Origin of the sequence: Micromonospora sp. NPDC001898 (genome assembly GCF_042891255.1) — a bacterium.
Taxonomy (GTDB): Bacteria; Actinomycetota; Actinomycetes; order Mycobacteriales; family Micromonosporaceae; genus Micromonospora.
Window position 1 is genome coordinate 1 of sequence record NZ_JBIATC010000034.1, and the last position, 22,735, is coordinate 22,735.

A 22,735-nucleotide genomic window follows, 5' to 3' on the forward strand; every position below is an offset into this window, starting at 1 on the left:
CGGGAGGGTGTGGGAGAGTAGGACACCGCCGGACATCTTTCGGTCAGGGCCACCCCTTCGGGGGTGGCCCTGACGCGTTTCCGTGACCATTTCCGTGAACGCCTCCCGTCGGTGCCACCGGGCTCGGTAGCGTCGCTGAGGGACGCGCCGACGCGGCGTTCCCCGCGATCGTGGCCGGAAAACCGTACGTGGCGTATGCCTCCAGCACTCTTGGGCCGCGCGGGTCGGGGTACCTGCCCACAGTTCGACCGGATCTGACCGCCGAGAGGCGGAGGCAGGAGTGGTCATGAAGATCGGAATTATCGGGTCGGGGCACATCGGTGGCACCCTCACCCGTCGGCTGCGGGACCTGGGTCACGACGTGACGGTGGCCAACTCACGCGGGCCGGCGTCCCTCACCGAGCTTGCCCAGGAGACAGGGGCGACCGCAGGGACCGTGGAGCAGGCCGTCGACCATGCCGACCTGGTGGTGATCGCGATTCCGCTGCTGGCGGTGCCGGCGCTGCCCGCGGAGCTCTTCGAGGGCAAGGTCGTCGTCGACGCCGACAACTACTACTCGCAGCGGGACGGGGACATCGCCGAGCTGCTGGACCGCAGCCTCAGCTCCAGCCGGTGGACCGCCGAGCACCTCAAGGGCGCCCGGGTGGTGAAGGCGTTCAACAACATCCAGGCCCAGCACCTGCTGGAGAACGCGCACCCTGCCGGCGCGGCCGATCGGATCGCCCTGCCGGTGGCCGGCGACGACGCCGAGGCCAAGCGGATCGTGATGGAGCTGGTCGACGCCCTCGGCTTCGACCCGGTCGACGCCGGCACCCTCGACGAGAGCTGGCGGCAGCAGCCGGACACCCCCGTCTACGGCACGGACCTCGACGCGGCCGGCGTACGCCAGGGGCTGGCCGCGGCACGGCCCTGAGCGACCGCAGGGGCGCTTTCCGCGTACCCGATGGAAAATGCCCCGCCGGCGATGCCGGCGGGGCATTCGTGTGCAGGGGTCCGGCGCGTTCAGCCGCCGCAGATGTAGCGGGGCTCGGCCAGGTACCGCCAGGTGAACTTCTCCCGCTTGACCACCTTGCCGGCCTTCTTGATGATCCGGAAGGCATCCTGGGTGAAGCCGTCAATTCCGTTGCTGGAGATACACGACGGGCCGGCTTCCAGCTGGATCGTCTTCGGGCTGGTGATGCCCCGGCGGGGGCCGTACTCGGTCTTGACGCTGTCGTAGATCCTCGTGCTCCAGATCGACACAGTCACCGAGCCGGCGGTGTGCGAGGTGTCGATGAGGACGCCGTACGGGGTGTTGTTGCGGAACTTGAAGTCGAGGTTCGGCCAGAAGATCGTCGACTCGATGACCGCCGGGTACCGGCTGAACCAGTACGAGTGCGGCTTGTGCTCGACGTCCTCCAGCCCGGCGTAGTAGGTCGCGTTGAACAGGGTGGTGGTGAACTGGGAGACGCCGCCGCCCACGCCGGGGACGAGCTTGCCGTCGAGGATCACCGGTGCGTCCTGGTACCCCTGGTCGTAGCCGCGCTCGCCGGTGTGGCCGTTGAGCGAGAACGTCTCGCCGGGCAGTACGACGGTGCCGTCGACCTCCTTGGCTACCTGGACGATGTTCTGGCTGCGGGGCGAGGAGAGGCCGCCGGTGAAGTGGGTGGTGAAGCGGGACACCCGCTCCTTGATGCCGAGGCCGGCCAGCTTGGCCGTGGTCACTTCCGGCTGGGTCTCCGTGAGCTGGCCGGTGATGGTGCGGTCGTCGGTGCGGGGCAGCACGGCGAGCAGGTCGCGGCTGAGTGCGGTCGCGTCGAGCTGCGTGCCGGGCCGGCCGTCGATCGGCGTCGGCTTGCCGCCGGTGACGGCCATCCGGGCGTCGCGGGGTTCCACCTCGATGGCGTTCAGCTTGCCGCCGAGGGCGGAGCGCAACCGCTTCACGTCGATGCGGGGGGTGAGCTTCCCGCTGTCGTCGGCGGTGAAGCGCAGGCCCCGGGCGATGGCGGTGGGCGGGATGGTGACCGTGCCCTTGGGCGTGCGGAGCGTCACCGGGGCGGCGACGGCGGGGCGGGCCAGCTCGGCGACGAGCCGGCTGACCTCCTCGTCGGTCGTCGCCGGCCGGGTCTCCACCAGCGGCACGGTCACCGGCTGGCCGGTGAGCCAGCCGTCCCGGACCGCCTGGGCCGAGCGCTGCGGGTCGAGCGCGAGGCCGGGTTTCGGGCGGACGGGCTTCGGGGTCGTACCGGTGAAGATGATCGCCGGCACGGTCCACTCGCGGGTCTGGTCGCCGGCGGCCTTGCGCAGGGCGGCGTCGAGGCGGGCGGCGTCGACGGTCACCACCGGCGCGACGGTGCGGGAGCCGACGAGGCGGCTCACCGGGTGGGCCCGTGCTTTGGCGGCCGCGTCGACGGTGGCCTCGACGTCCACCGTGAGCCCCACGTCGGCGGGCTTGACCTCGACGGTCCGTTCCCCGACGGTCATCCGTAGCGGGGCGGTGAGAGAGCTGGCCCGGTCCAGCTCCGTGCGCAGGTCCCGGACCGCGTCGGTGCGGCTGCGTCCGCCGAGCTCGGTGCCGAGGACGCTGGTGCCGCGCGGGACGTCGCCGGCGTAGGCGTACGCGCCGGCACCGGCCACGGCGCCCAGGACCACCGTGGTGACGCCGGCGGCAAGCAGGATCCGCAGTCGCCGGGAACGGGGGCCCGGCCCGCCGCTGCCGGGGACGGTCGCCGCGCTGGGCTCCGGCTCGTCGTCCGGCCAGCTCACCGCGGTCACCTTGACGGTCGGCCGGTCATCGGCGGGCGGTCGTGTTTCGCCGTACAGAGTCACAGAAACCTCGATCGGTACGTACCACGTGGGGTGGCCCCCACCCGGAAGACACCTACGGTAACCAACGGCCGGGCTGAGCGGCAGTCTGCGCCCCGGCCCCGTCCGCGCAGCGTGTCGACGCCCGCCGCACCGGGTGTGCGTCGCCGCCCGGTGCCGGGCGGCCGGCGGAGCCGGCGAATCACTCGCAGCGACTTTTCAGCCTCTCGTTACCAAAAAGTTACCGCCGGGGTGCGGCGACTACCCCGCGTGAGGCATGGGACGCACCCTGCTGCGCTCTGCCCGATTTGCCCGGGTGGATTCTCCGGCTGATATTGACTCATGGTGATCGATATCGATCTCTGTGTCCCGGGATGGTTACCGGTCAGTAGCACGGGGCTTGTGAGCCGGCTCCCTTCGCGGGAGCATCCAATCCGCAGCCCGCGCCGTCCGCCGGGCACGGCGGCACCACCACCCGCAGCTTCCCCTCCCGAGCGGCCACCGCGCTCGGTGGGCTCCGTCCCAGGAGGACCCGTGAAGGAATCGGAAGACCGTCCGCCGCAGGGCGCCACCCGTTGGCGGCGCTTCGCCGCGATGATGGTGCCCGCGACCGCCGTCGCCGGCGCCATCGTCTTCGGCATGGCCAACGGTGCGATCGCGGCCTCGTTCGCCGTCTCCGGCCAGACCTTCAAGGTCGGGGCCTCGAAGCTGGAGGGCGACGGCTTCAAGCAGTACGGCGGTTTCGTCAGGGAGAAGGACGGCACCACCCACCCGGTGGCCGTCTCCGAGATCACCAGCGCCGAACTCTACGACCTCTGCCAGTCGGTGAAGGTGCCGGACATGCCGATCGTGCTCACCATCAACGCCGGGGGCGGGGGCAAGCCGGCGACCGCCAAGAACCTGCTGATCGACATGGACTCCCTCGGTGGCGATGCCACCTTCGAGAACATCAAGATCGGCCGAGACGCCACCGACCTGAATTCCGGCGCCACCCCCAAGTCCTTCGGGCAGAGCGCCGACCACGTCACGATCATCGGGGTCGAGCAGGTGACCCGCTCCAGCAGCGCCGCGATCTTCACCCTCAACGGGCTGAAGCTGAAGGTCAACATGGGCAAGGACGCCAAGGAGTGCTTCTGAGCCACCCCCGCCCGTGGAGGGTGCCCTCCACGGGCCTCGGTCCTGCCCCGTGACCAGCGAGCACCGCCAGGAGGAGTAGTGACGACCGCCAACCCGCAGCACGCCCAGTCGGGCAGGCTCAGTCAGGCGTGGCGCGGCTTCCGCCGCTGGCGACGGAGCCGCCCCTTCTGGGGCGGGCTGTTCACGGCGCTGGCCGGGGTGGAGATCTTCTTCACCACCCAGATGAGCCTCAGCGACCTCACCTTCCAGATGGGGCCGACCGGCTTCCTGTCCTGGCTGATCCCGGTCATCCTGGTGGCCTGCGGGATGCTGATGTGGTTCACCCCGCAGCAGCGGATGTTCTACGCGATCGTCGGCGCGGTCACCGCCGTCTTCTCGCTCATCGGGGTCAACCTCGGCGGCTTCTTCGTCGGCCTGCTGTTCGGCATGGTCGGCAGCGCCCTCGGCTTCGCCTGGGTGCCGTACCGCCGGCCGGCCACCGCCACCGCACCGGCCGCGCCGGAGCCGGCCGCCCGGCCGGACGACGGTGAGCGCGACGACGAACCGGCGCTCGTCGACGAGCTGATGCCCCGGTCGGAGTCGGGCGAGGACGTCACCGGCCCGCTCACCGACACCCCGCCCCGGCCCCGAAACCCGCTGCGCGAGCCGTCGCCCGTCGACCGGGACCACGACAGCGCCCAGATGCTGCCGCCGGTCGGCCGGCAGCAGGGCGGCCCGTACCAGGACTCGAAGCTGCTCGCGATCACCCTGGTGCTGCTCAGCGTCTCGGCCGTCGGGGTGCTCGCGCTGCGCGACCACAGCCCCGTGCGGGCCGCGTCGGCCACGCTCTGCCCCACCCCCTCACGCATGAGCGCGAGCCCGACCGCCGTGAGTCCGTCGGTGTCCGACCCGGCCGGTGAGAGCCCCACCCCCACCCCGGCGGCGACCGCCACCCCGACCCACAGGCCGGCCTCGGCCGGCACCGGCGAGCCCACCCCGGACGCCTCGGCCGGCACCGGCGAGCCCACCCCGGACGCCTCGGCCGGCACCGGCGAGCCCACCCCGGACGGTCCCGGGTGCGCCACCCCGAAGCCCACCGATCCGGGCCAGGTGAAGCCCGGCAAGCCGCTGCCCCGGATCGCGGCCGAGCCCGGCCAGCCCCGGGTCGCGGCGGAGCCGTCGAAGCTCACCGGCTCCGAGGTCACCATGACCGGGCTGCGGTTCGAGGGGATCGTCGAGCTGGACACCGGCGCGGGCAAGCTCAGGACGCTCAAGTTCAGCATGGACAAGGCCGTGACAGGTGACTTCCTGCTCCAGGCCGGCGGCCCTGGCGGAAAGACCATGCGGTACGCCACCGACCGGCTGACCGTCCAGGGCGACGTGGCCTTCTACGCCACCCGGTTCGTCGGGCGACTGCTCGGCGTCAAGATCACCCTCGCCCCGGACCTGCCGTTCCCGGACGGCATCCCGATCACCTCGCCGATTCCGATCACCTTCACCGACCCGGTCATCGACCTGGCGTACGTCGACAGCGACGTCCTGACCGCGAAGCCGCAACTCAAGCTCAGCCTGGCCTGACCCGGCCACCCGCCGGACGGGGGACCGGCGGCCACGCCGGCCCCGGGCATCGCGCGGCGGCCGGGAGTCAGGGGTCCGCCCCTGGCTCCCGGCCGCCGTCGTCGCCTCAGATCCGGGCCAACGCCCGGCGTAGCGGGTCGAGCCCCAGCGCCCCGAGGTCCAGCGCCTGCCGGTGGAACTCCCTGAGATCGAAGTCGGCGCCCTTGCGGGCCTTCGCGTCCTCGCGGGCCTGGAGCCAGATCCGCTCGCCCACCTTGTACGAGGGGGCCTGCCCCGGCCAGCCGAGGTAGCGGTTCAGCTCGAAGCGCAGGTTCTCGTCCGGCACCCGGCAGTGCGCCCGCATGAATTCCCAGCCCAGTGCCGGGGTCCACCGCTCCCCGGGGTGGAAGCCGAACGGGTTGTCCTTCGGGATCTCCAGCTCCAGGTGCATGCCGATGTCGACGATCACCCGGGCGGCCCGGAACGCCTGCCCGTCGAGCATGCCGAGCTTGTCGCCCGGGTCATCCAGGTAACCCAGCTCGTCCATCAACTGCTCCGAGTAGAGCGCCCAGCCCTCGCCGTGCCCGGAGACCCAGCAGAGCAGCCGCTGCCAGCGGTTGAGCAGGCCGGCCCGCACGGCGGTCTGCCCGATCTGGAGATGGTGGCCCGGGACGCCCTCGTGGTAGACCGTGGTCACCTCGCGCCAGGTGGAAAAGTCGGTGATTCCCTGCGGCACCGCCCACCACATCCGCCCGGGGCGGGAGAAGTCCTCGCTCGGGCCGGTGTAGTAGATCGCTCCGTCGCTGGTCGGGGCGAGGCAGCACTCGATGCGGCGGACCTGCTCCGGGATGTCGAAGTGGGTGCCGTGCAGCTCACTGACCGCCTTGTCGGCAAGGGCCTGCATCCAGTCCCGGAACGCCTCCTTGCCCTGGATCGTGCGGGCCGGGTCGGCGTCCAGCGCGGCCACCGCCTCGTCGACGGTCGCGCCCGGCCCGACGATCCGGCCGGACACCGTCCGCATCTCGGACTCCAGCCGGGCCAGCTCGGCGAACCCCCAGGCGTACGTCTCGTCGAGGTCGACCTTCGCGCCGAGGAAGTACTGCGAGGCCAGCTCGTACCGCTCCCGGCCAGCGGCCTGCTTGTCCCGCCCGAACGGGGCCAGCTCGTCGCGGAGGAACTGGCCGAACTCGGCGGTGGCCGCGGTGGCCGCCGCCGCGCCCCGGCGGAGCTCCGCGCCGAGCGTGCCGTCCGCGCCGAGCCGCTCGACCAGGCCGTGGAAGAAGTTGTCGCCGTCCGGATCCGTCCAGACGTCGCACTGCTTCGCGACCTCGACGAGCTGGGTCTTCGAGCTGACCTTCCCGGACGAGGCCGCCTCACGCAGCGTCGTCTTGTAGCCCTCCAGGGCGCCGGCGAACCGGTTGAGCCGGGCGGCGATGTCGGCCTGCGCGTCGGCGTTCCCGGTCGGCATCAGGTCGAACACCATGCGGAGTTCGTGCAGGCCGCTGGCGATGACGTTGACCTCGCTGGTCGTCTCGCCGGTGTCGTACCGGGCGAGGTCCAGGCCGAGGCGCTCCTGCATGGCCTCCTTGGCTGTCCGCTCCGACTCCGAAGCGGGTTCGGTGACGTCGAGATCGGCGAGGGTACGCCGGGTCAGGTCGGCCCGGGCCGCATAGCCCTCCGGCGACAGGTCGTCCAGTTGATCGTCGTATCCGGCGATGCCGACATAGGTCGCGCCGGTCGGGCTCAGCGGAGCCCAGTCTGCGACGTACCGGTCGGCGAGGTCATCGATTCGTCCCACGGCTGCGACCCTACGCGACCACGCCGCCGCTCTGTCGACCTGTTTGGCGTGTTCAGGGCAGCAGCTCGGCCGGGTCGAAGTCGATCGGGAACGGCGCGTCGGCCCGTAGCCGTTCCCCGCTGACCGCCCGCGCGACGGTGTCGTAGCCACCGAACTTGCCGAGGGCGAACAGCTCGACCGCCGCGTGCCGCAGCCGGCGGGAGATCTCGACCCGCATGAAGTACGGCACCCCACCCTCCGCGCACCGGCGCGGCTTGTCGACGAAGTCCTGCCGGCGGCTGCCGGGCGAGATGAACTCGACGGCCATGGTGCACAGATGGACCGGGATCCACCGGTCCTCCTCGTCGGTCTTCGGCAGGTCGTGCAGCACCGTGACGTCCGGCTGGATCCAGCGCTGCGGCGCGAAGGTCAGGTTCACCTGGCCGTACACATAGAAGCCGGCGGCCTCGGCGGTGGGCCCCAGGATGCGGATCAACTTGCCCTCGCCGTAACTGTTCGTGCCGACCTCAGCGGGCGTCATGACCAACCTTCCGTCGATGCACTCGTATCGCGCATCGGGCAGCTCCGGCAGCGGGAGGTAACGCTCCGCGAGCTGGGTCGTCCAGATTCCGTCGAGGTCGACGAGCGGGTCGAAACGCATCGGCATCGCCATCGGGGGCACCTCCTCGGCTGGTCAACGCACTACCACTCTAGGTGGTTTCTGTGGCGCGGGACACGACGGCCGGAAAGCGCGGGACTTCGTCGTACGGCTCCGGCAGAGTGTCAGGAGTGACACCGGACATCACCCCTGACAGGTCGGCGCTGCGCAGCTGGCTGCCGGGCTTCCTCGCGCTCGCCGCGATCTGGGGCTCCAGCTTCCTTTTCATCAAGATCGGCATCCGCGAGCTGCACCCGCTGCACCTCACCCTCTACCGGGTCGCCGCCGGGGCGCTGACCCTGCTCGTCGTGCTCCCGCTGCTGCGCGACCGGCTGCCCCGGGAGCCCCGGGTGTGGGCCCACCTCTTCGTCGCCGCCGCCCTCGGCGTGGCCGCCCCGTTCACCCTCTTCGGGTACGGCGAGCAGCGGGTCGAGTCGATGCTCGCCGGGATCTGGAACGCCACCACGCCGCTGGTCGTGCTGCCGATGGCGGTGCTGGTGTTCCGCACCGAGCGGTTGACCCAGCGCAGCGCGGTCGGGTTGGGGCTGGGCTTCGCCGGGGTCCTCGTGGTGCTGGGCGTCTGGGAGGGCGTCGGCGGGGCGCACTTCACCGGCCAGCTCATGTGCCTCGGCGCGGCGGTTTGCTACGGCATCGCCATCCCGTACCAGAAGCGGTTCATCGCGGGCAGTTCCCACTCCGGGGTGTCGCTGTCGGCGGCCCAGCTTCTGCTGGCGACCGCCCAACTCGCCGTGGTGGGGCCGCTGGTCGCGGGGGCGCCGCCGATGCCCACCGGCCTCTCGGCCGAGGTGCTCGCCAGCGTGCTCGCGCTGGGCGCGCTCGGCACCGGGCTCGCCTTCGTGATCAACCTGCGCAACATCCGGGTCGCCGGGGCGAGCACCGCCTCCACGGTGACCTACCTGATTCCGATCTTCGCGGTGTTGATCGGGGCGCTGGCGCTCGACGAGCGGCTGACCTGGCACCAGCCGGTCGGCGCGCTGATCGTGCTGGCCGGGGTGGCGGTGACGCAGGGCCTGATCGGCCGGCGCAGCCGACCGGCGGGGGCTCCGATGGTCGCCGCCGAGGAGAAGCCGGGCCCGGCCGGCCCGACCGGGGCTCCTCCCGGCCCGGCGGCGGTCGAGAAGGCGGCCGCCCCCGCGGTCGACGGGCGGGCCACCCCGGCCGCCGACGGGGGCGGCCGGGGTGTGCCGGCCACCGGGCCCGCCGTCGGCTGATCAGCCCCGGGCCCACTCCACCAGGCGGTCCGCCGGCCAGGTGTTGACCACCCGGTCGGCGGGGACGCCGCACAGCGCCGCCCGCTCGCAGCCGAACCGCTGCCAGTCGAGCTGCCCCGGGGCGTGGGCGTCGGTGTTGATCGCGAACCGGCAGCCGGCCTCCAGGGCCCGGCGGATCAGCCGCTTCGGCGGGTCCTGCCGCTCGGGGCGGGAGTTGATCTCGACGGCGACGTCGTGCTCGGCGCAGGCGGCGAAGACGGCGTCCGCGTCGAAGTCGCTCTCGGCCCGGGTACGCGGCCGGTGCGCCCGGTCGCCCGGCCCCTTCACCCCGGAGGGACGGGAGGCGACCATCCGGCCGGTGCAGTGGCCGAGGATGTCCAGGTGCGGGTCGGCGATCGCGGCCAGCATCCGCCGGGTCATCCTGCCCCGCTCGTCGTTCAGCCCGCTGTGCACCGAGCCGACCACCACGTCGAGGCGGGCCAGCAGTTCCTCGTCCTGGTCCAGTGAGCCGTCGGCGAGGATGTCCACCTCGATCCCGGTGAGGATGCGGAACCCCTCGGGCAGCGCCGCGTTGACCGCCGCCACGTGGTCGAGTTGCTTGCGCAGCCGGTCCGCGGTCAGCCCCCGCGCCACCTTCAGGCGGGGGGAATGGTCGGTCAGCACGACGTACTCGTGGCCCAGCTCGACCGCCGCGAGCGCCATCTCCTCGATCGGCGAGCCGCCGTCGGACCAGTCGGAGTGGGTGTGGCAGTCGCCGCGCAGCGCCGTGCGCAGCGCGGTGGCCGCGGCGTCCAGATCGGTGCCCTCCGTGGCGACCAGTCGGCGCAGGTAGACCGGCTCCTCGCCGGCCAGCGACTCGGCGACACAGCGCGCGGTGACGTCGCCGACCCCGGCCAGGTCGGTGAGCGTCCCGGCGGCCGCCCGCCGCGCGACCTCGGCCGCGCCGAGCTCGCCGAGGGCCTTCGCCGCCGAGCGGAACGCGCGCACCCGGTACGTGGCCTCGTTGGCGCGTTCCAGCAGGAACGCGATCCGGCGCAGGTCGGCGATGGGGTCCCGGGCGCTCATGCCCTGCAACCTACGCGCCCGCGCCGCCGGTCGGGGGACGACCGGCGGCGCGGGGTGGTGCGTCGGATCGGGTGGATCAGGAGTACGGCAGCCGGACGAACGACTGGTTGCCGAGGCCGAGCGTGGTGACGTTGTTGCCGATCGCCGACCAGACCTCGACCCGGACCGTGCCGCCGCTGAGGTTGCCGAGCGTGCCGCTGCTGGCGGCCAGCCCAGCGGCCTGGGTGTAGTGCTCGTAGCCGGTGACCGGGTCGGTGGCGAAGTAGCGGTACGTCTCCACCCGGTCGAAGCTGCCGTTGCCGGTGAGGTCGTAGGAGACCCGCACCTGCACCCCGTTGCCGACGGCGGTGCCGGCGTCGAGGAACAGGTCGAACGCGGTCTGCCCGCCGGCGTACGTCAGGTTGAGGCCGGTCGCGGTGAACACCCGGACGTTGGTCGGGGTGCCGTCGTGGTTGCCGTTGGCCGCCGTCACCGTCGTGGTGGACGCGCCGCCGGCCGCGCCGAGGCCGCCCCCGGCGAGCAGGTACCGCGTCGGCGAGCCCGACGGCGGCGGGGTGGTCGCAGTCGGCGTCGGCGTCGGGCTGGCGGTCGGGGTCGGGGTGGGGCCGGTGGTCGGGGTCGGGCTCGGCCCGATGCCGCCGCTGGCGTTGCCCCCGCTCCAGGTGTACGCCCCGGTGGTGGCCGTCTTCCCGGCCGCCACCGCGAGCGTGGTCCCGTCGGAGAACCGGACGGTGATCGGCGCCACGGTGATGTTCGACGCCACGTACGTCCGTGCCCCGTTGCGGGTGAAGACGGCGCTCAGCGGGTGGTTCGCGCTGACCGTGGTGTCGACGGTGCCGAGCGCGGCGAGGTTGCGGATCCAGTGGAAGGTGTGCGCCCGGCTCTCGCCCTCCTCCGGCGTGTAGCCGGGGTTCGCCCGCAGGCTCGACAGCGCCGCGGCGCCGTCGCCGAGTGCCTGGAACTGCCAGAGGATGTCCTGCCACACCGTCGGCTGCCCGCCGTTGTTGCGGACCAGTTCCGCCCAGTTGGTCCGCACGTACGCCGGGTCGTAGCCGAGGTAGAGGTGGCCGCCGGTGACCGGCAGCAGGTTGATGCCCTGGATCATCTCCGGCTCGGCGCTGAACCAGGTGGAGTACGCCCCGCCGTCGCCCCACACCATGCCGACCGTGGAGTGCCCGAAGGCGGCCGGGAAGTTCTCGTTGGCGTGGTCGAACCAGTACTCCTGGATCGTCGCCGCCTGCGTGGTGTAGAGGAAGATGCCGGCGTCGCGGACGGCGGTGTCGCCGGTGGCCTGGCCCCACTGGATCAGGGCGTTGGCGAAGTTCATCCCCTCCGACGAGGACTCCTGGTTGTTGCCGGCGCCGAACGAGCCGTGCCCGGAGGCCCAGTCGTGGCCGGCGTAGATGTCGAAGTCCCGCAGGTACGGGAACCGGGTGTCGTTGCGGTCGTAGTTGTCGGCGTCCCGGATGAGCAGGTCCACCATGCCGCCGTAGCGGGCGTCGGTGGCCCACTGCGGGTCGTACTTGGCCAGGGTGGCCGCCGCGGCGATGAAGTAGCCGTAGTGGAAGTGGTGGTCGTTGAGCTCCTGGTCGGACCCGTACGACGCCGGGTAGCCGATCAGGGTGCCCCAGTTCTGGTCGTAGTAGAAGACCTTCGCGGCCTTGCCGGGCGAGGCGGTGAACCAGTCGGTGAGGGTGGTTCGGATGGCGTTCAGCGCGCTGTCCCGGGTGGCGGTGTCGTCGACCAGGTCGGCGACCTCGGCGATCCGGGCGGCCCGGCCGAGGCCCTTGCCGGTCCAGTACGTGTCCCCGCCCCGCTGGTCCATCGGGTTGCCCCGGACGGCGGCGAGCTGGTCGCGCAGCGTGGTCAGGTCGGCGCCGGAGCCGTCGCCGACGGCGGGCAGTTCGGGCAGCACCCCCTGGAAGGTCATCGCGGTGCGGAACTGGCTGACGCCGGTGAGCACCTTCATCCGGCCCCGGGCCGACGGGTAGCTCTGGGCGATCGGGGTGGACCCGGTCAGCGCCTTCCACTGGTGCGGGTAGAGGCTCACCACGGTCTGGGTGGCGGTGCCCTCCCGGGCCGTGGTGGTGAACGCGTACGTGGTGGTCATCCGGCTGCTCGCCTGGTCGTAGGCGTACGAGACCCGGGTGCCGGTGACGTGGGCGTGCGCGTACCGGCCGTAGGAGGCGGCCAGGTCGGCGCGCTCCTGCGCGGTGCTGCTCGCGGTGGTGGGCAGCAGGGCGAGGGAGAAGTAGCCCTTGCCGGCCAGCGTGGACGAGATCCGGCCGCCGCTGACCGTCCAGCTCGCCCCGGTCGGGGCGTAGCCGACGTAGTCGTGGCCGGCGACGGTGAAGCCGATGGTGGCGCCGCTGTTCGACCAGACGGTCGGGGTGCTGTTGGCGCTGACCACCGCGTCGCCGCCGGTGGTCTGGAAGTACGCGAGCGGCAGCCCGTGGCCGATGGTGGCGCGCATGGTCCGGGCCCCGTCGCTCCAGTACGGAGTGACGGTCCAGTCGGTCCAGTTGGCCACCTTCACGGTCGGCGCGGCCAGCCCGGCCACCCCGACGCGGATGTCCTGCACGTACGGGTAGTGGAACTCGCCGACGCCGTTGGCGGTGCCGCTGATCGCCGGGGTGGAGTTGGCGGAGAAACCCAGCCCGTCGGTGAAGGTGTCGTAGGAGAGCGGGTGGGCGTGCAGCGGCTCGCTGTAGGCGCAGTCGGTGCGCTTGAACAGCAGCGACGACCACCAGTCGTTGGTGGGCACGGCGCCGGCGGGCGCGTCGGCGGTGACGAACTGCCGAGGGTTGGTGGAGAGCTGGCCGCACCCGGAGGGCAACGGGCCGACCGGGGTGGTGGTGTAGCTGCCCGCACCGACCGGGGCGGCCTCGGCGGGGGCGGTGTTGGCGGCGACGGCGAGGCCGCCGGCGACGAGGGCGAGGACGGTGGTCGAGGCGAGGGCCCAGAGGCGGTGGCGGTGTGGTGCGGGAGGTGTCACGGGTGCCTCCATCGCGCGGGGACGCCGGACCGGCCGGCGGCGGCTTTCGGTGGTATCGGGAGGTTCGTTACCTGTGAGAGCGCTCTCTCATGAGAGGACGTTAACCGCTTGCCGAGACATGCGTCAATGTGTCCGACCGGTTAAGCCGTGATGTCGCGATTGGCCGAGGGGCGGGTCCGCTTCCGGCGGGCGGCCCGTCCGGACCGGTCAGCCGGCTGCGCCGCCGGCCTTCGGTGCCTTCGGGCAGCCGTGCTTCCGCCGCCACGCGCCCACCTCGGCGGCGGGCTCCCGGTTGCCGTCCCGCCGCCACGAGTCGAGGTAGCGGGCCGGCCAGACCACCCCGCGCCGGATCCACCAGTCGCCCCGGCCCGTGCAGGCAGGCGAGATGCCGAAGTGCACGTGGCAGACGTTGTTCGCGTTGCCCGTCCGCCCCACCCTGCCGATCTGCTGGCCGGCCCGCACCCGGTCCCCCGCGTCGATCCCGGCGGCGATCGCGCTCAGGTGCGAGCCGTAGTAGCGCACCCCGTCGTCGCCCAGCAGCGACACCGACAGGCCCCCGTTGTACGGCCCCTGCGGTCCCCGCCGGTCGAACCGGTCCACCCGGCTCACCTCGAGAATCGTCCCGTCGGTGACCGCCACCACCGGCTCGCCGCAGTCGGCGAAGATGTCCGTCCCCGGGTACGCGGAGTGGGTCGGGTGGTAGTCGACGTTGCTTGCGCGTACCGGGAAGACGTGCCGCAGTCCGGCCCGGGTCGGCGTCGCCGAGGCCGAGGCCGGCACCGACGGCCGGGCGGCTGTCGGTGCCGGCGGGGCCGTCGGCGTGGCCGGCTGATCGGCGGTGGTCGGGGCCGTCGGCGCGACCCACCCGCCGCTGCTCGGCGCGGCGGACGGCGGTGCCGAGCAGCCGGCGGCGAGCACCGGCGCGAGCAGCAGCAGGACCGGGTACGCCGCACGCGCGCGGCGCCGGCGCGAGAAGCGCGAGGACATCCGATCATCCTGACAGAACGGTTACGGTGGGGTCGGTACGGTCCGGGGCGCCGCCGGCACCCGTCCCGCGCGCCGGCCGGACCGCCCGGGCTGGCCGACCGCCCGGTGCGGGAGCGCCGGTTCGGAAGGAGTGACGGTGACGACGTGGCAGCCTGCCCTCCCGACCCATCCGGAACCGGGGCGTCCCGGTTCGCGTACCCCCTCGGGGCTCTTCCCCTCCGGACCGCCGGCCCGGCCGACCTGGCGCGAACCGCACCCCGTCACCGGGGCGGGCGTCGCCTCCGGCGGCGCACTCGCCGCCGCCTGGCTGGTGCTGTTCGGCCTGCTCGGCCACGACGTCCCCGGATACGCCTGGTGGACCGTCCTCGCCGGCGCGCTGGCCTGGCTGGCCGCCCTGGCGCTCGTCCGGTTCGGCGACCGGGGGGTGGCCACCGGGGTCGCCATCGTCACCGCCGGAGGCTGGAGCATCGCCGCCGCCGTGGTCGCCGTGCGCTGGGCGAGCGTCGGCGACTGGCCCCTGTGGTGAGACCGCAGCGGCCGGCGCGAGGTCGGTGACCGCACCCCGCCGTGCCACCACCAGCCCTGCGGCTGGACCCGCCGCCGGGGCCGGCCGGTTCGGCCGAGCACCGACGGTCGCGGCCCGGCTGCGCAGGGAAGTCCCGTCTTGACGTACCCGCTCAGACGGCGCACCCTCGGCGTATGGCCTGGACCACCTCCCGCCCCGACCCCGAGCGGAGCCGCCGCCGCCTACAGATCCTCGCCGAGCTGGCGGGGGCCCGGGCGGTACGCAGGCAGGACCGGCCGCAGCGCGCCCGCACCGAGCAGTTGCGGCAGCTGATCGCCACCCGGCGTCGCGTCGACGGCTGAGCCCGCACACCACACTTTCCACGGATTGACCGGCCCTTCGGGGCGTTGACCGGTCGCCTGCCGATCCGACCGGTTACCGTGCACGCGTACGAGTCGGCGAGTAGGGCCGAGGCTATTTGGGGGGACCGTGTCGTACTTCGCTGCGGCCGTGGTGCGCGACGAGGGCGGCTGGACGGCCGCCGAGGTGAACCTGCGCGGCGCCACCGACGTCGACGAGGTCGCCGACCGGCTGCGCGACGTCGAGCCGGACGCCGATCTGTCGCTGCTCTTCGTCGAGGCCGACGATGCCTACCTGGTCGTCCTGCGCCTCGACGAGGCCGAGGACCTGCGGGTATTCGGCTCCGACTCCGCGTACGCCGAGGAGTCCCGGCTCGGCGCCCTGCTGGTCGGGGATCTCAAAGGGTCGGTCACCGACTTCGACGACACCGAGGAGCCCCGGTCGAACGCGACCGGAGGCGACGACGACAACGAGCAGCCGGCGGTCGACCCGGAGGCCGACCCGGTCGGCGACGCGGACCTCCTGGCTGACCTGGGCATCTCCGCGCAACGGCTGCTGGCCCTCTGCACGCACGAGGGGATGCTGCCGGCCGACGTCACCGCCGAGGTGTGTCAGATCCTCGGATGCGTGGACGAGGTCGAGGAGTTGCGTGGCGTCTGATCCGCCGCCCTCCACCGACGGGGCCGGGCTGGCCGGCGGCGGGTCGGCGGCGACGGGTGCCGCCGAGCCGGCCGATGCGACCGACCCGGCGCTGGGGACCGTGCGACCGGGCCAGCCGACCCCGGGCGCGGTCGGGCGGGTCGGCCCGGGCGCGGACGAGGGCCTGGCGGAGCTGGACGGGCCCGGCCGCCGGCAGCGGCACGAGCTGTGGATGCGCCGGGCGCTCCAGGTGGCCGTCACCGGCCCGGAACCGACCGTCACCAGCCCGGCGGCGGAAGACACGGCGGCGGAGGCCATGGGGGTGGACGACGTGCCGGTGGGCGCCGTGGTCTACGGCCCGGACGGGACCGAGCTGGCCGCCGGGCGCAACGAGCGGGAGCTGACCGGGGATCCGACCGCGCACGCGGAGGTGCTGGCGCTGCGCCGGGCCGCCGAGCGCCTGGGCCGCTGGCGGCTCGACGACTGCACCCTGGTGGTGACCCTCGAACCGTGCACGATGTGCGCCGGGGCGATCGTGCTGGCCCGGATCCCGACCGTGGTCTTCGGGGCGTGGGAGCCCAAGACCGGGGCCGCCGGCTCGCTCTGGGACGTGCTGCGCGACCGCCGCCTCAACCACCGCCCCGAGGTGTACGGGGGAGTGCTGGAGGCCGAGAACTCCGCCGTCCTGCGAGCCTTCTTCCGCTGAGGCGCGGCCTCGGCGTGGCCCGGGGATCGGGCAGGATCGCGCTCGATCCCGGATGTGGTGGCCTCCGGGGCAACGGACGCCACTGTTTCCCGGATCGAGCGCGACCCCGGGGTACGGAGTGGTCAGGCGATGATGGTGTCCAGGCCGATCTCGACCATCTGGGAGAAGGTCTGCTCGCGCTCCTCAGCGGTGGTCTTCTCGCCGGTCTTGATGTGGTCGCTGACCGTGAGGATGGTCAGCGCCCGGGCCTTGAACCGGGCGGCGATCGTGTAGAGCGCCGCGGACTCCATCTCCACGGCCAGCACCCCGTAGTCGGCGAGCGTGTCGTACAGGTCGGGGCGGTCGGTGTAGAAGGCGTCCGCCGCGAGGATCGGGCCCACCCGCATGGCGACGCCGCGCCGCTCGGCCACCTCGACCGAGGTACGCAGCAGCCCGAAGTCGGCGACCGGGGCGTAGTCGATCAGCCCGTCGAAGCGCATCCGGTTCATGTTCGAGTCGGTGGAGGAGCCGATCGCCGCCACCACGTCCCGCAGTTGGAGGTCCTCGGCGAGCGCCCCACAGGAGCCGACCCGGATCAGGGACTTCACGCCGTAGTCGTTGACCAGTTCGTGGGCGTAGATGGAGGCCGACGGCATGCCCATGCCGGAGCCCTGGACGGAGACCTCCACGCCGTTCCAGCGGCCGGTGAAGCCCAGCATGCCCCGAACCGTCGAGTAGCACCTGGCGCCCTCGAGGTAGGTCTCCGCGATCCACTTGGCCCGCAGCGGGTCACCCGGCATCAGGACCCGTTCGGCGATCTCTCCCGGCTTCGCGCCGATGTGCGTACTCATGGCAAAGATCCTGCCAGGCCGGTCCGGGTGATACCGGTTCGGCGTCCAGACCCGGCGTCCTGTACCCTTCTCGGCGGTGGCGTGTCCGAGTGGCCTAAGGAGCACGCCTCGAAAGCGTGTGAGGGTTTACGCCCTCCGCGGGTTCAAATCCCGCCGCCACCGCTCGTGAAGTGCGAGAACGCCCGGCCGATCCGCGAGGATCGGCCGGGCGTTCCGCTTCCGGTCTCAGTTTCGGTCTCAGTCCCTGCTCAACCGGCCGTTTCGGGTGCTCTGGTGAGACGCCTGATCGCCACCGTCAGCAGCGTCTGCCCCCGCGCGGCGCCGTCCGCACCTTGAACATCCCGCCAGGGGGGTGTCCCTATGGGTTTCGTCAAGTTGCGATCGGTGTCGTGGGGCGGGTTGGTAGGGGATCTTGTCGCGGAGCATGGCGAACATGACGTAGCAGCGGCGGCGAACCGGAACTTTCTGATCAGCGAAGTCAAGCTTTGATGGACCGGAGTTGATCGCGCGGCAGATCCGAGGGCCTTACCGGCCGCGGCGCAGCCGTGCCGGCCATCCGGGCGACAGCGCCGCCATCACACACGATGGAACCAAGCGGAACCAGGTCTGCGTGGTCGGGTTCCCAAGCGATTGACGTAGCCCCGGCCTGAGTTGGTGCGGCCATCCCGCAGACGCGATCAGGGTACCGATCAGCACGGCGTGAAAAGCATGGTGAACCCGCTGGATCCTCCCTTCTCCAGAGCGTCCCGGTCAGATGATGTCGTTCTTCGGGCTGGAACAGCTGATGTAGGTGCCCATGTCGCTACACACGTAGTAGGTGATCACGTGGCCCTCGGCCATGTTCTCGTCGCACCTCGTCGAGCCGTAGCACGTACCGGTGCGACCATAGTCGGTGGACCAGTCGATCCAGTGAGGGCCGGCGGTGAGGGTAAAGATGTCGCCGTAGCTCTGCCAGCACGCGGTCGCCGCAGCGGAGTGGGCACAACTGTCTGCTTGTGCTGGTCCTGCGGACAAGCCGATGACGGCAGGCACAGCGAGGGCCATGGCAGCTAGGCTTGTTGCCAGACGTCGCATTCGTGGACTCCTTTGCTAGTTCGTGGCTTGCCCTCCATTGAAACAGCGCGATCGGGCGCAGGGTCATAAATTCCTGTTCGGAACAGTTCCGTACATCGTGGCGAACGCGAATTCCGCGAGGCGTGCACGGGCGCGAAGTGCCGGCCGGGACGGGCCGAGCCGGTTTTCCACCCCAGGCATCGCGAGGTTCGCCAGGCAGCCTGCCTGACAGGGCGATCTAGACGTGCAGCGCGCTCCGTTGGGTACCAGGAGGACGTCTGTTCACATCTTTTGTGTGTTATGGCGGTTTAGTCGTCTCGCCAGGTTGGGGTGGTTTCGGTGGTGAGGCGTTTGGCGAGGTTGTCGATTTATCGGGTGGACTCGCGATTGAACAGCTTTTTCGACCAGAGGTAGCCGCCGAGGGTGATGACGAGGCACCAGCCGATGGTGATGACGGCGCTGTTCCCGATCGGGGTGCCCATCAGGAGACCGCGGATGGTCTCGATGAGCGGGGTGAACGGCTGGTACTCGGCGAACCAGCGCAGCGCGGTGGGCATCGAGTCGGTCGGGACGAAGCCGCTGCCGAGGAAGGGAAGCAGGATCAGCGGCATACCGACGTTGCTCGACGACTCGACGGTCTTGCTGGCCAGACCGAACGCGACCGACAGCCAGATGAAGGCGAAGGCCATCATCACCAGGACTCCGGTGAGGGCGAGCCAGTCGACGAGACCTGCCGACGGCCGGAAGCCGATGAGCAGTGCGACGCCGATGACCGCCGCGATGCTGAGCATCGTCTGGACGAGGCTGCCGACTACGTGCCCGGTCAGGACGGAGATGCGGGCGATGGCCATGGTGCGGAACCGGTCGACGATGCCCTCGGTCATGTCCATGGCGACCGAGATGGTGGTGCCCTGAACCGCGGCGGTGATCGTCATCAGGATGATCGCGGGGGTGACGTAGTTGACGTACTCCGCCCGCCCGCCGGAAGGGCCGCCGAGCCCGGCGCCGAGTGTGCCGCCGAGGACGTAGACGAACAGCAGCAGGAAGACGATCGGCATGCCGACGAGCGTCACCGTCATGGACGGATAACGCACCATTCGCTTGAGGTTGCGGCGCAGCATCGTCGCCGAGTCGGTCAGTGCGTACGACACGGTGCTCATCGCGTGGCCACCTTCTCGTTCCTGGGGTTGCCGGTGAGGGCGAGGAAGACGTCGTCGAGGTCGGGTGTGTGCATGCTGAGCGAGTCGACCTCGACCGCGTTCTCGTCAAGTCGGTCGAGCAGGGCCTTCAGCGCACTGAGGCTGCCGTCGTGCGGCACCCGCAGGGCGAGCGCGTCGCTGTCGCGGGACGTCTGGCCCACGACGCGCACGGCGGACTCGAGATCGCCGAGGCCGGCGAACCGCAGCAGGACGTGGCCGCCGGGGATGCGGCGCTTGAGTTCGTCCGCGGTGCCTTCGGCGACGATCTTGCCGTGGTCCAGTACCGCGATCCGGTCGGCGAGTTCGTCGGCCTCCTCCAGGTACTGCGTGGTGAGGAAGATGGTGACGCCACCCGCGACCAGCTCCCGCACGATCTGCCACATGCCACGGCGGCTGCGCGGGTCCAGCCCGGTGGTCGGCTCGTCGAGGAAGATCACCTGGGGTGTGCCGACCAGGGTCATCGCGAGGTCAAGCCGCCTGCGCATGCCGCCGGAATAGGTCGCGGCCGGCTTCGTGGCCGCGTCGGCCAGGTCGAACTGGTCGAGCAGTTCGACCACCCTGCGCCTGCCCGCCGCCCGGCCAAGGTGGTGCAGGTCGGCCATCAGGGTCAGGTTCTCCTGGCCGGTCAGCAGGTTGTCGACCGCGGAGAACTGGCCGGTGACGCCGATCGCGGCGCGGACCGCGTCGGGCTCGGTGGCCAGGTCGTGGCCCGCGATTCGCGCGCTGCCCCCGTCGGCGCGGATCAGCGTGGACAGGATCTTGACCATGGTGGTCTTGCCAGCTCCGTTCGCGCCGAGCAGCGAGAAGACGGTGCCCCGTGGGACGTTCAGGTCGATTCCGTCGAGCACGACGTGGTCGCCGAACGACCTGCGCAGTCCGGTCGCTGTGATCGCCGGCTGGGATGGCGTGGTCATGGGAGGCCCCTTCGAGAGTTCTGGTCAGGAACGGCGGACGGTGATGTCGCCGAAGGAGGTGTGCGCACGGACTTCGGCGGTCGCCTCGGACTTCTCCGGTCCTTGGGCGATGTCGTCCAGCGCGTTGTGCACTCGCCCGTGCCCGGTCTTCAGGTCGAGCCAGGCGGCGGTGCCTGCGGCGACACCGATCTCCAGGTCGCCGGTCGCGGTGTGCAGCGTGATCGAGCCGCGCGTGACCTCGCCGATGCGAATGGTTCCGTTGGAGGTCTTGGCTTCCACTGCGGCACCGGCCCGGTCGACGGAGACGTCGCCGTTGGCTGCACGGACACGCAGTTCGCCGGTGACGGTGCCGATGTCGGTGTTGCCGTTGGAGTTCTTGATGACTGCGGCCCCGCCGATCTCGCCGATCTGAACCCGTCCGCTGCCGGTGGCGACTTCGGCGTCACCGACGATCGTGTCGACCGCGATGTGGCCACCGGAGGTGTCCAGGCGAAGCTGGCTGGTCCGGTCGAGTCGGAAGTGACCGACGGACGACTTGAACCGGCACTCCCCCAGCACGCCGGTGCTGTGGAAGTCCCCGACCGACACGTCACCGCGCACCGCCGAGCCGGTGGGAAGCTCGACGAGCACGGCGACCGACCTGGTCTTCTTGGAGAAGTCGAACACCCGGGCCTTCGGCCCGCGCACGGTCAACGTGCCGTTGGCGTACTCGACGCGGGTCTGCTGCGCGGCCTCCACGTCGGAGTCGTCGGACTCGTCGCTCGGCCGTACCTCGACGACGGTGTCGGTGCGGTCGCTCGCGATGAGTCGCACGTCGCCGACGGAGATGTCAATGGTGACGGAAATCGGTTCCGGGGTGGCGAAAACAGGCATGGCTGTCCCCTCAAGATGAGTCGGAAGAGCATCCCCGCTGGTAGGGGACGTGAAAGGAAGGTGGGGCCGGGCTCGGCTAACGCGCCCAGCCGGTGTAGCGCTGCGCGCTGGGCTTGCCGCGCCGGTCGGAGCCGTGGTCGCGCTCCGAGGATCGCAGCGCGGTCGAGGCGGCACGTACCAGCCACGCGTTGACCGACCGGCCCTCCTTGCCGGCTGCTTCCTCGACCGCGGCCTTGAGCTGTTCGGGGAGCCGGACGTTGATGCGCGTCGTGGCACCGTCCTCGAAGCCCATCGCGGCATCGTCAGCCGGTGCCGCGCCCCGGTCGGTGGGGTCCTCCCGTGGCTGCTCCACCTGAGGTGCCACGACGAATTCCGGGTCACGGCCACGCAGGCGAACCTGGACCGAGCCGGGAGCCAGTTCCCTGGTGATCTCGTCGGCGGCGGCCGACAGTGCTTCGAGCAGGGCGAGCCGGATCGCCGACTCCATCGACACGGTCAACCGCTCGATCAACGCGGTGTCGTTGGCGCCACCGGTCTCCGCGGCCGTCAGCAGCTCACGACCCAGGGAGGCCACGTACGGGGTCAGGTTCATGGCATCACTATGGCACACGATGGCACCATGGGCAACCAATCTGGCTCAGCTTGGCAGCAGACTGGCTCCAAGCTCGCGTTCGGCAACTCCCGGCGGTCGAGTTCTAGCCGAAGGTTCAACTCCCTCCGCCACCGCTCCGGGAGATGCGAGAACGCCCGGACGATCCGTCAGGATCAGCTGGGCGTTCTCGCTTGTGGTCCCCCCAGGGGTCCCGGTCGGGGGACACAAGGGCCGACCGAATCATCGCGTTCCGGTGACTGGCTCACGGCCACGCCGCTCAGCGCCGGGCGAGTGCCGACTCCAGACGCTGGATGAGCGTCTTGCGCCCCTTGCCGTCGCGCTCGTGCCGCAGTGCGGTCTTGAGCTGACCCGTATCCAGGTCGCGGACGAGCTTGGCCGCCTCGGCGACCGGCAGCTCCGACAGCCGTTCGGCAGAGGTGGCGTTCCGGCGGGCGCGTTTGGCCGGCCCGGTGTTGGACACGTACTGCTTGCCGGACCTTGATGCCTTGCGCTTCTTGGCGTCAGTCTCGCGCCGTTGCTTGTCGGAAAGCTGTTCCCAAGCATGTTTGGGTAGATAACGGTCCGTCTCGCCCGCTCGGCGGGCACGGGTGCCGCCGTCCTTGGTCTGCCAGTGCTCGCCGCCCCAACGTTGCAGGGACTTCTGGCGTTCGTCCTTCGGGCCTTCGAAGCCGCCGCCGCGCTTCTCGTATTCCCGGGTGAGCAGCTGCGACTTGCGCGCCGACCACTGCCCCGGCCGGCCGCCCTTGTCGGAGGCCTTGATCTCCTCCTTGATCTGCTCCCTGAGCTCGGGCTTCGTGTATTGGGCCATGCTCGGCGGTTACCCGGCACCCTGGGGCTCATGCTTCGTCCGGGGAGGGCCAGCAGCACCGGCG

The 22,735-nt window shown here is 71.4% G+C and carries 21 protein-coding genes and 1 tRNA gene; 9 read left to right on the forward strand and 13 right to left on the reverse strand.

Annotation, left to right across the window (positions count from 1 at the left end; genetic code table 11):
- Positions 1–286 precede the first annotated feature (286 nt).
- Positions 287–913 (forward strand): NADPH-dependent F420 reductase, encoded by a 627-nt coding sequence (locus ACFYZF_RS29855; RefSeq protein WP_387026399.1) that lies wholly within the window; start codon positions 287–289, stop codon positions 911–913.
- 89 nt (positions 914–1,002) lie between these two features.
- On the opposite strand, the gene ACFYZF_RS29860 is transcribed toward ACFYZF_RS29855, so the two are convergent.
- On the reverse strand, positions 1,003–2,808 hold the full coding sequence (locus tag ACFYZF_RS29860) for a VanW family protein (RefSeq protein WP_387026401.1): 1,806 nt from the start codon (positions 2,806–2,808) through the stop codon (positions 1,003–1,005).
- Positions 2,809–3,378: 570 nt separating this feature from the next.
- On the opposite strand from ACFYZF_RS29860, the gene ACFYZF_RS29865 reads away from it, so the two are divergent.
- Together ACFYZF_RS29865 and ACFYZF_RS29870 are read left to right on the forward strand one after the other, a co-directional pair.
- A complete protein-coding gene (locus ACFYZF_RS29865; protein ID WP_387026452.1) occupies positions 3,379–3,921 on the forward strand; it encodes a DUF6230 family protein in 543 nt (180 codons plus the stop codon).
- Positions 3,922–3,999: 78 nt separating this feature from the next.
- Positions 4,000–5,478 (forward strand): DUF6114 domain-containing protein, encoded by a 1,479-nt coding sequence (locus tag ACFYZF_RS29870; protein ID WP_387026403.1) that lies wholly within the window; start codon positions 4,000–4,002, stop codon positions 5,476–5,478.
- A 106-nt stretch (positions 5,479–5,584) separates the two neighbouring features.
- Here ACFYZF_RS29870 and ACFYZF_RS29875 read toward each other — a convergent pair whose 3' ends face one another.
- Both ACFYZF_RS29875 and ACFYZF_RS29880 read right to left on the reverse strand, forming a co-directional pair.
- Positions 5,585–7,255: a DUF885 domain-containing protein gene (locus tag ACFYZF_RS29875; RefSeq protein ID WP_387026407.1), complete on the reverse strand. Its 1,671-nt coding sequence runs from the start codon at positions 7,253–7,255 to the stop codon at positions 5,585–5,587.
- A gap of 52 nt (positions 7,256–7,307) precedes the next feature.
- Entirely contained in the window at positions 7,308–7,907 is a 600-nt protein-coding gene (locus ACFYZF_RS29880; protein WP_387026409.1) for a Uma2 family endonuclease, read from the reverse strand.
- 116 nt (positions 7,908–8,023) lie between these two features.
- Between ACFYZF_RS29880 and ACFYZF_RS29885 the strand changes: the two genes are divergently transcribed.
- A complete protein-coding gene (locus ACFYZF_RS29885; protein ID WP_387026410.1) occupies positions 8,024–9,124 on the forward strand; it encodes a DMT family transporter in 1,101 nt (366 codons plus the stop codon).
- Here the strand turns inward: ACFYZF_RS29885 and ACFYZF_RS29890 are convergent, their stop codons facing one another.
- The 3 genes from ACFYZF_RS29890 to ACFYZF_RS29900 form a co-directional block, all read right to left on the reverse strand.
- The gene (locus tag ACFYZF_RS29890) at positions 9,125–10,189 is read right to left on the reverse strand and encodes a PHP domain-containing protein (protein WP_387026412.1); all 1,065 of its coding nucleotides are present in this window, start codon (positions 10,187–10,189) and stop codon (positions 9,125–9,127) included. It lies immediately after the preceding gene.
- A gap of 76 nt (positions 10,190–10,265) precedes the next feature.
- A complete protein-coding gene (locus tag ACFYZF_RS29895) occupies positions 10,266–13,184 on the reverse strand; it encodes a glycosyl hydrolase (protein ID WP_387026414.1) in 2,919 nt (972 codons plus the stop codon).
- Between the two features lie 207 nt (positions 13,185–13,391).
- Positions 13,392–14,171, reverse strand: coding sequence for a M23 family metallopeptidase (locus ACFYZF_RS29900; protein ID WP_387026416.1), 780 nt, complete (start codon positions 14,169–14,171; stop codon positions 13,392–13,394).
- A 136-nt stretch (positions 14,172–14,307) separates the two neighbouring features.
- Between ACFYZF_RS29900 and ACFYZF_RS29905 the strand changes: the two genes are divergently transcribed.
- The 4 genes from ACFYZF_RS29905 (at position 14,308) to ACFYZF_RS29920 (ending at position 16,381) form a co-directional block, all read left to right on the forward strand.
- On the forward strand, positions 14,308–14,697 hold the full coding sequence (locus ACFYZF_RS29905; protein ID WP_387026418.1) for a hypothetical protein: 390 nt from the start codon (positions 14,308–14,310) through the stop codon (positions 14,695–14,697).
- Between the two features lie 173 nt (positions 14,698–14,870).
- Positions 14,871–15,038 carry a hypothetical protein gene (locus ACFYZF_RS29910; protein WP_387026420.1) on the forward strand — a complete coding sequence of 56 codons (168 nt, stop codon included), beginning with the start codon at positions 14,871–14,873 and terminating at the stop codon, positions 15,036–15,038.
- A gap of 127 nt (positions 15,039–15,165) precedes the next feature.
- Positions 15,166–15,696 (forward strand): tRNA adenosine deaminase-associated protein, encoded by a 531-nt coding sequence (locus tag ACFYZF_RS29915; protein ID WP_387026422.1) that lies wholly within the window; start codon positions 15,166–15,168, stop codon positions 15,694–15,696.
- Positions 15,697–15,907: 211 nt separating this feature from the next.
- Positions 15,908–16,381: a nucleoside deaminase gene (locus ACFYZF_RS29920; RefSeq protein WP_387026454.1), complete on the forward strand. Its 474-nt coding sequence runs from the start codon at positions 15,908–15,910 to the stop codon at positions 16,379–16,381.
- Between the two features lie 122 nt (positions 16,382–16,503).
- On the opposite strand, the gene deoD is transcribed toward ACFYZF_RS29920, so the two are convergent.
- Positions 16,504–17,211, reverse strand: a complete 708-nt coding sequence (gene deoD, locus ACFYZF_RS29925) for a purine-nucleoside phosphorylase (protein WP_387026424.1) — start codon at positions 17,209–17,211, stop codon at positions 16,504–16,506.
- A 75-nt stretch (positions 17,212–17,286) separates the two neighbouring features.
- On the opposite strand from deoD, the gene ACFYZF_RS29930 reads away from it, so the two are divergent.
- Positions 17,287–17,373, forward strand: a tRNA-Ser gene (locus ACFYZF_RS29930).
- Positions 17,374–17,961: 588 nt separating this feature from the next.
- Here the strand turns inward: ACFYZF_RS29930 and ACFYZF_RS29935 are convergent.
- From ACFYZF_RS29935 to ACFYZF_RS29960, 6 genes are all read right to left on the reverse strand, one after another.
- Complete coding sequence (locus ACFYZF_RS29935; protein ID WP_387026426.1) at positions 17,962–18,285, reverse strand: hypothetical protein; 324 nt, start codon at positions 18,283–18,285, stop codon at positions 17,962–17,964.
- Positions 18,286–18,632: 347 nt separating this feature from the next.
- Entirely contained in the window at positions 18,633–19,424 is a 792-nt protein-coding gene (locus ACFYZF_RS29940; protein WP_387026428.1) for an ABC transporter permease, read from the reverse strand.
- Positions 19,421–20,377 (reverse strand): ATP-binding cassette domain-containing protein, encoded by a 957-nt coding sequence (locus ACFYZF_RS29945; RefSeq protein ID WP_387026430.1) that lies wholly within the window; start codon positions 20,375–20,377, stop codon positions 19,421–19,423. The genes ACFYZF_RS29940 and ACFYZF_RS29945 overlap by 4 nt, the downstream gene beginning before the upstream one ends.
- Positions 20,378–20,401: 24 nt before the next feature.
- Positions 20,402–21,250 (reverse strand): DUF4097 domain-containing protein, encoded by an 849-nt coding sequence (locus ACFYZF_RS29950; RefSeq protein WP_387026432.1) that lies wholly within the window; start codon positions 21,248–21,250, stop codon positions 20,402–20,404.
- Positions 21,251–21,326: 76 nt separating this feature from the next.
- Positions 21,327–21,842, reverse strand: coding sequence for a ribbon-helix-helix protein, CopG family (locus ACFYZF_RS29955; RefSeq protein WP_387026434.1), 516 nt, complete (start codon positions 21,840–21,842; stop codon positions 21,327–21,329).
- Between the two features lie 277 nt (positions 21,843–22,119).
- The gene (locus ACFYZF_RS29960) at positions 22,120–22,671 is read right to left on the reverse strand and encodes a DUF5872 domain-containing protein (RefSeq protein ID WP_387026436.1); all 552 of its coding nucleotides are present in this window, start codon (positions 22,669–22,671) and stop codon (positions 22,120–22,122) included.
- Positions 22,672–22,735 lie beyond the last annotated feature (64 nt).

Coding starts and splice junctions, on each gene's coding strand:
- ACFYZF_RS29960 (WP_387026436.1), bottom strand. CDS start 22,671: ATGGCCCAATACACGAAGCCCGAGCTCAGGGAGCAGATCAAGGAGGAG.
- ACFYZF_RS29855 (WP_387026399.1), top strand. CDS start 287: ATGAAGATCGGAATTATCGGGTCGGGGCACATCGGTGGCACCCTCACC.
- ACFYZF_RS29945 (WP_387026430.1), bottom strand. CDS start 20,377: ATGACCACGCCATCCCAGCCGGCGATCACAGCGACCGGACTGCGCAGG.
- deoD (WP_387026424.1), bottom strand. CDS start 17,211: ATGAGTACGCACATCGGCGCGAAGCCGGGAGAGATCGCCGAACGGGTC.
- ACFYZF_RS29920 (WP_387026454.1), top strand. CDS start 15,908: ATGCGCCGGGCGCTCCAGGTGGCCGTCACCGGCCCGGAACCGACCGTC.
- ACFYZF_RS29940 (WP_387026428.1), bottom strand. CDS start 19,424: ATGAGCACCGTGTCGTACGCACTGACCGACTCGGCGACGATGCTGCGC.
- ACFYZF_RS29880 (WP_387026409.1), bottom strand. CDS start 7,907: ATGGCGATGCCGATGCGTTTCGACCCGCTCGTCGACCTCGACGGAATC.
- ACFYZF_RS29890 (WP_387026412.1), bottom strand. CDS start 10,189: ATGAGCGCCCGGGACCCCATCGCCGACCTGCGCCGGATCGCGTTCCTG.
- ACFYZF_RS29955 (WP_387026434.1), bottom strand. CDS start 21,842: ATGAACCTGACCCCGTACGTGGCCTCCCTGGGTCGTGAGCTGCTGACG.
- ACFYZF_RS29910 (WP_387026420.1), top strand. CDS start 14,871: ATGGCCTGGACCACCTCCCGCCCCGACCCCGAGCGGAGCCGCCGCCGC.
- ACFYZF_RS29900 (WP_387026416.1), bottom strand. CDS start 14,171: ATGTCCTCGCGCTTCTCGCGCCGGCGCCGCGCGCGTGCGGCGTACCCG.
- ACFYZF_RS29935 (WP_387026426.1), bottom strand. CDS start 18,285: ATGCGACGTCTGGCAACAAGCCTAGCTGCCATGGCCCTCGCTGTGCCT.
- ACFYZF_RS29865 (WP_387026452.1), top strand. CDS start 3,379: ATGATGGTGCCCGCGACCGCCGTCGCCGGCGCCATCGTCTTCGGCATG.
- ACFYZF_RS29950 (WP_387026432.1), bottom strand. CDS start 21,250: ATGCCTGTTTTCGCCACCCCGGAACCGATTTCCGTCACCATTGACATC.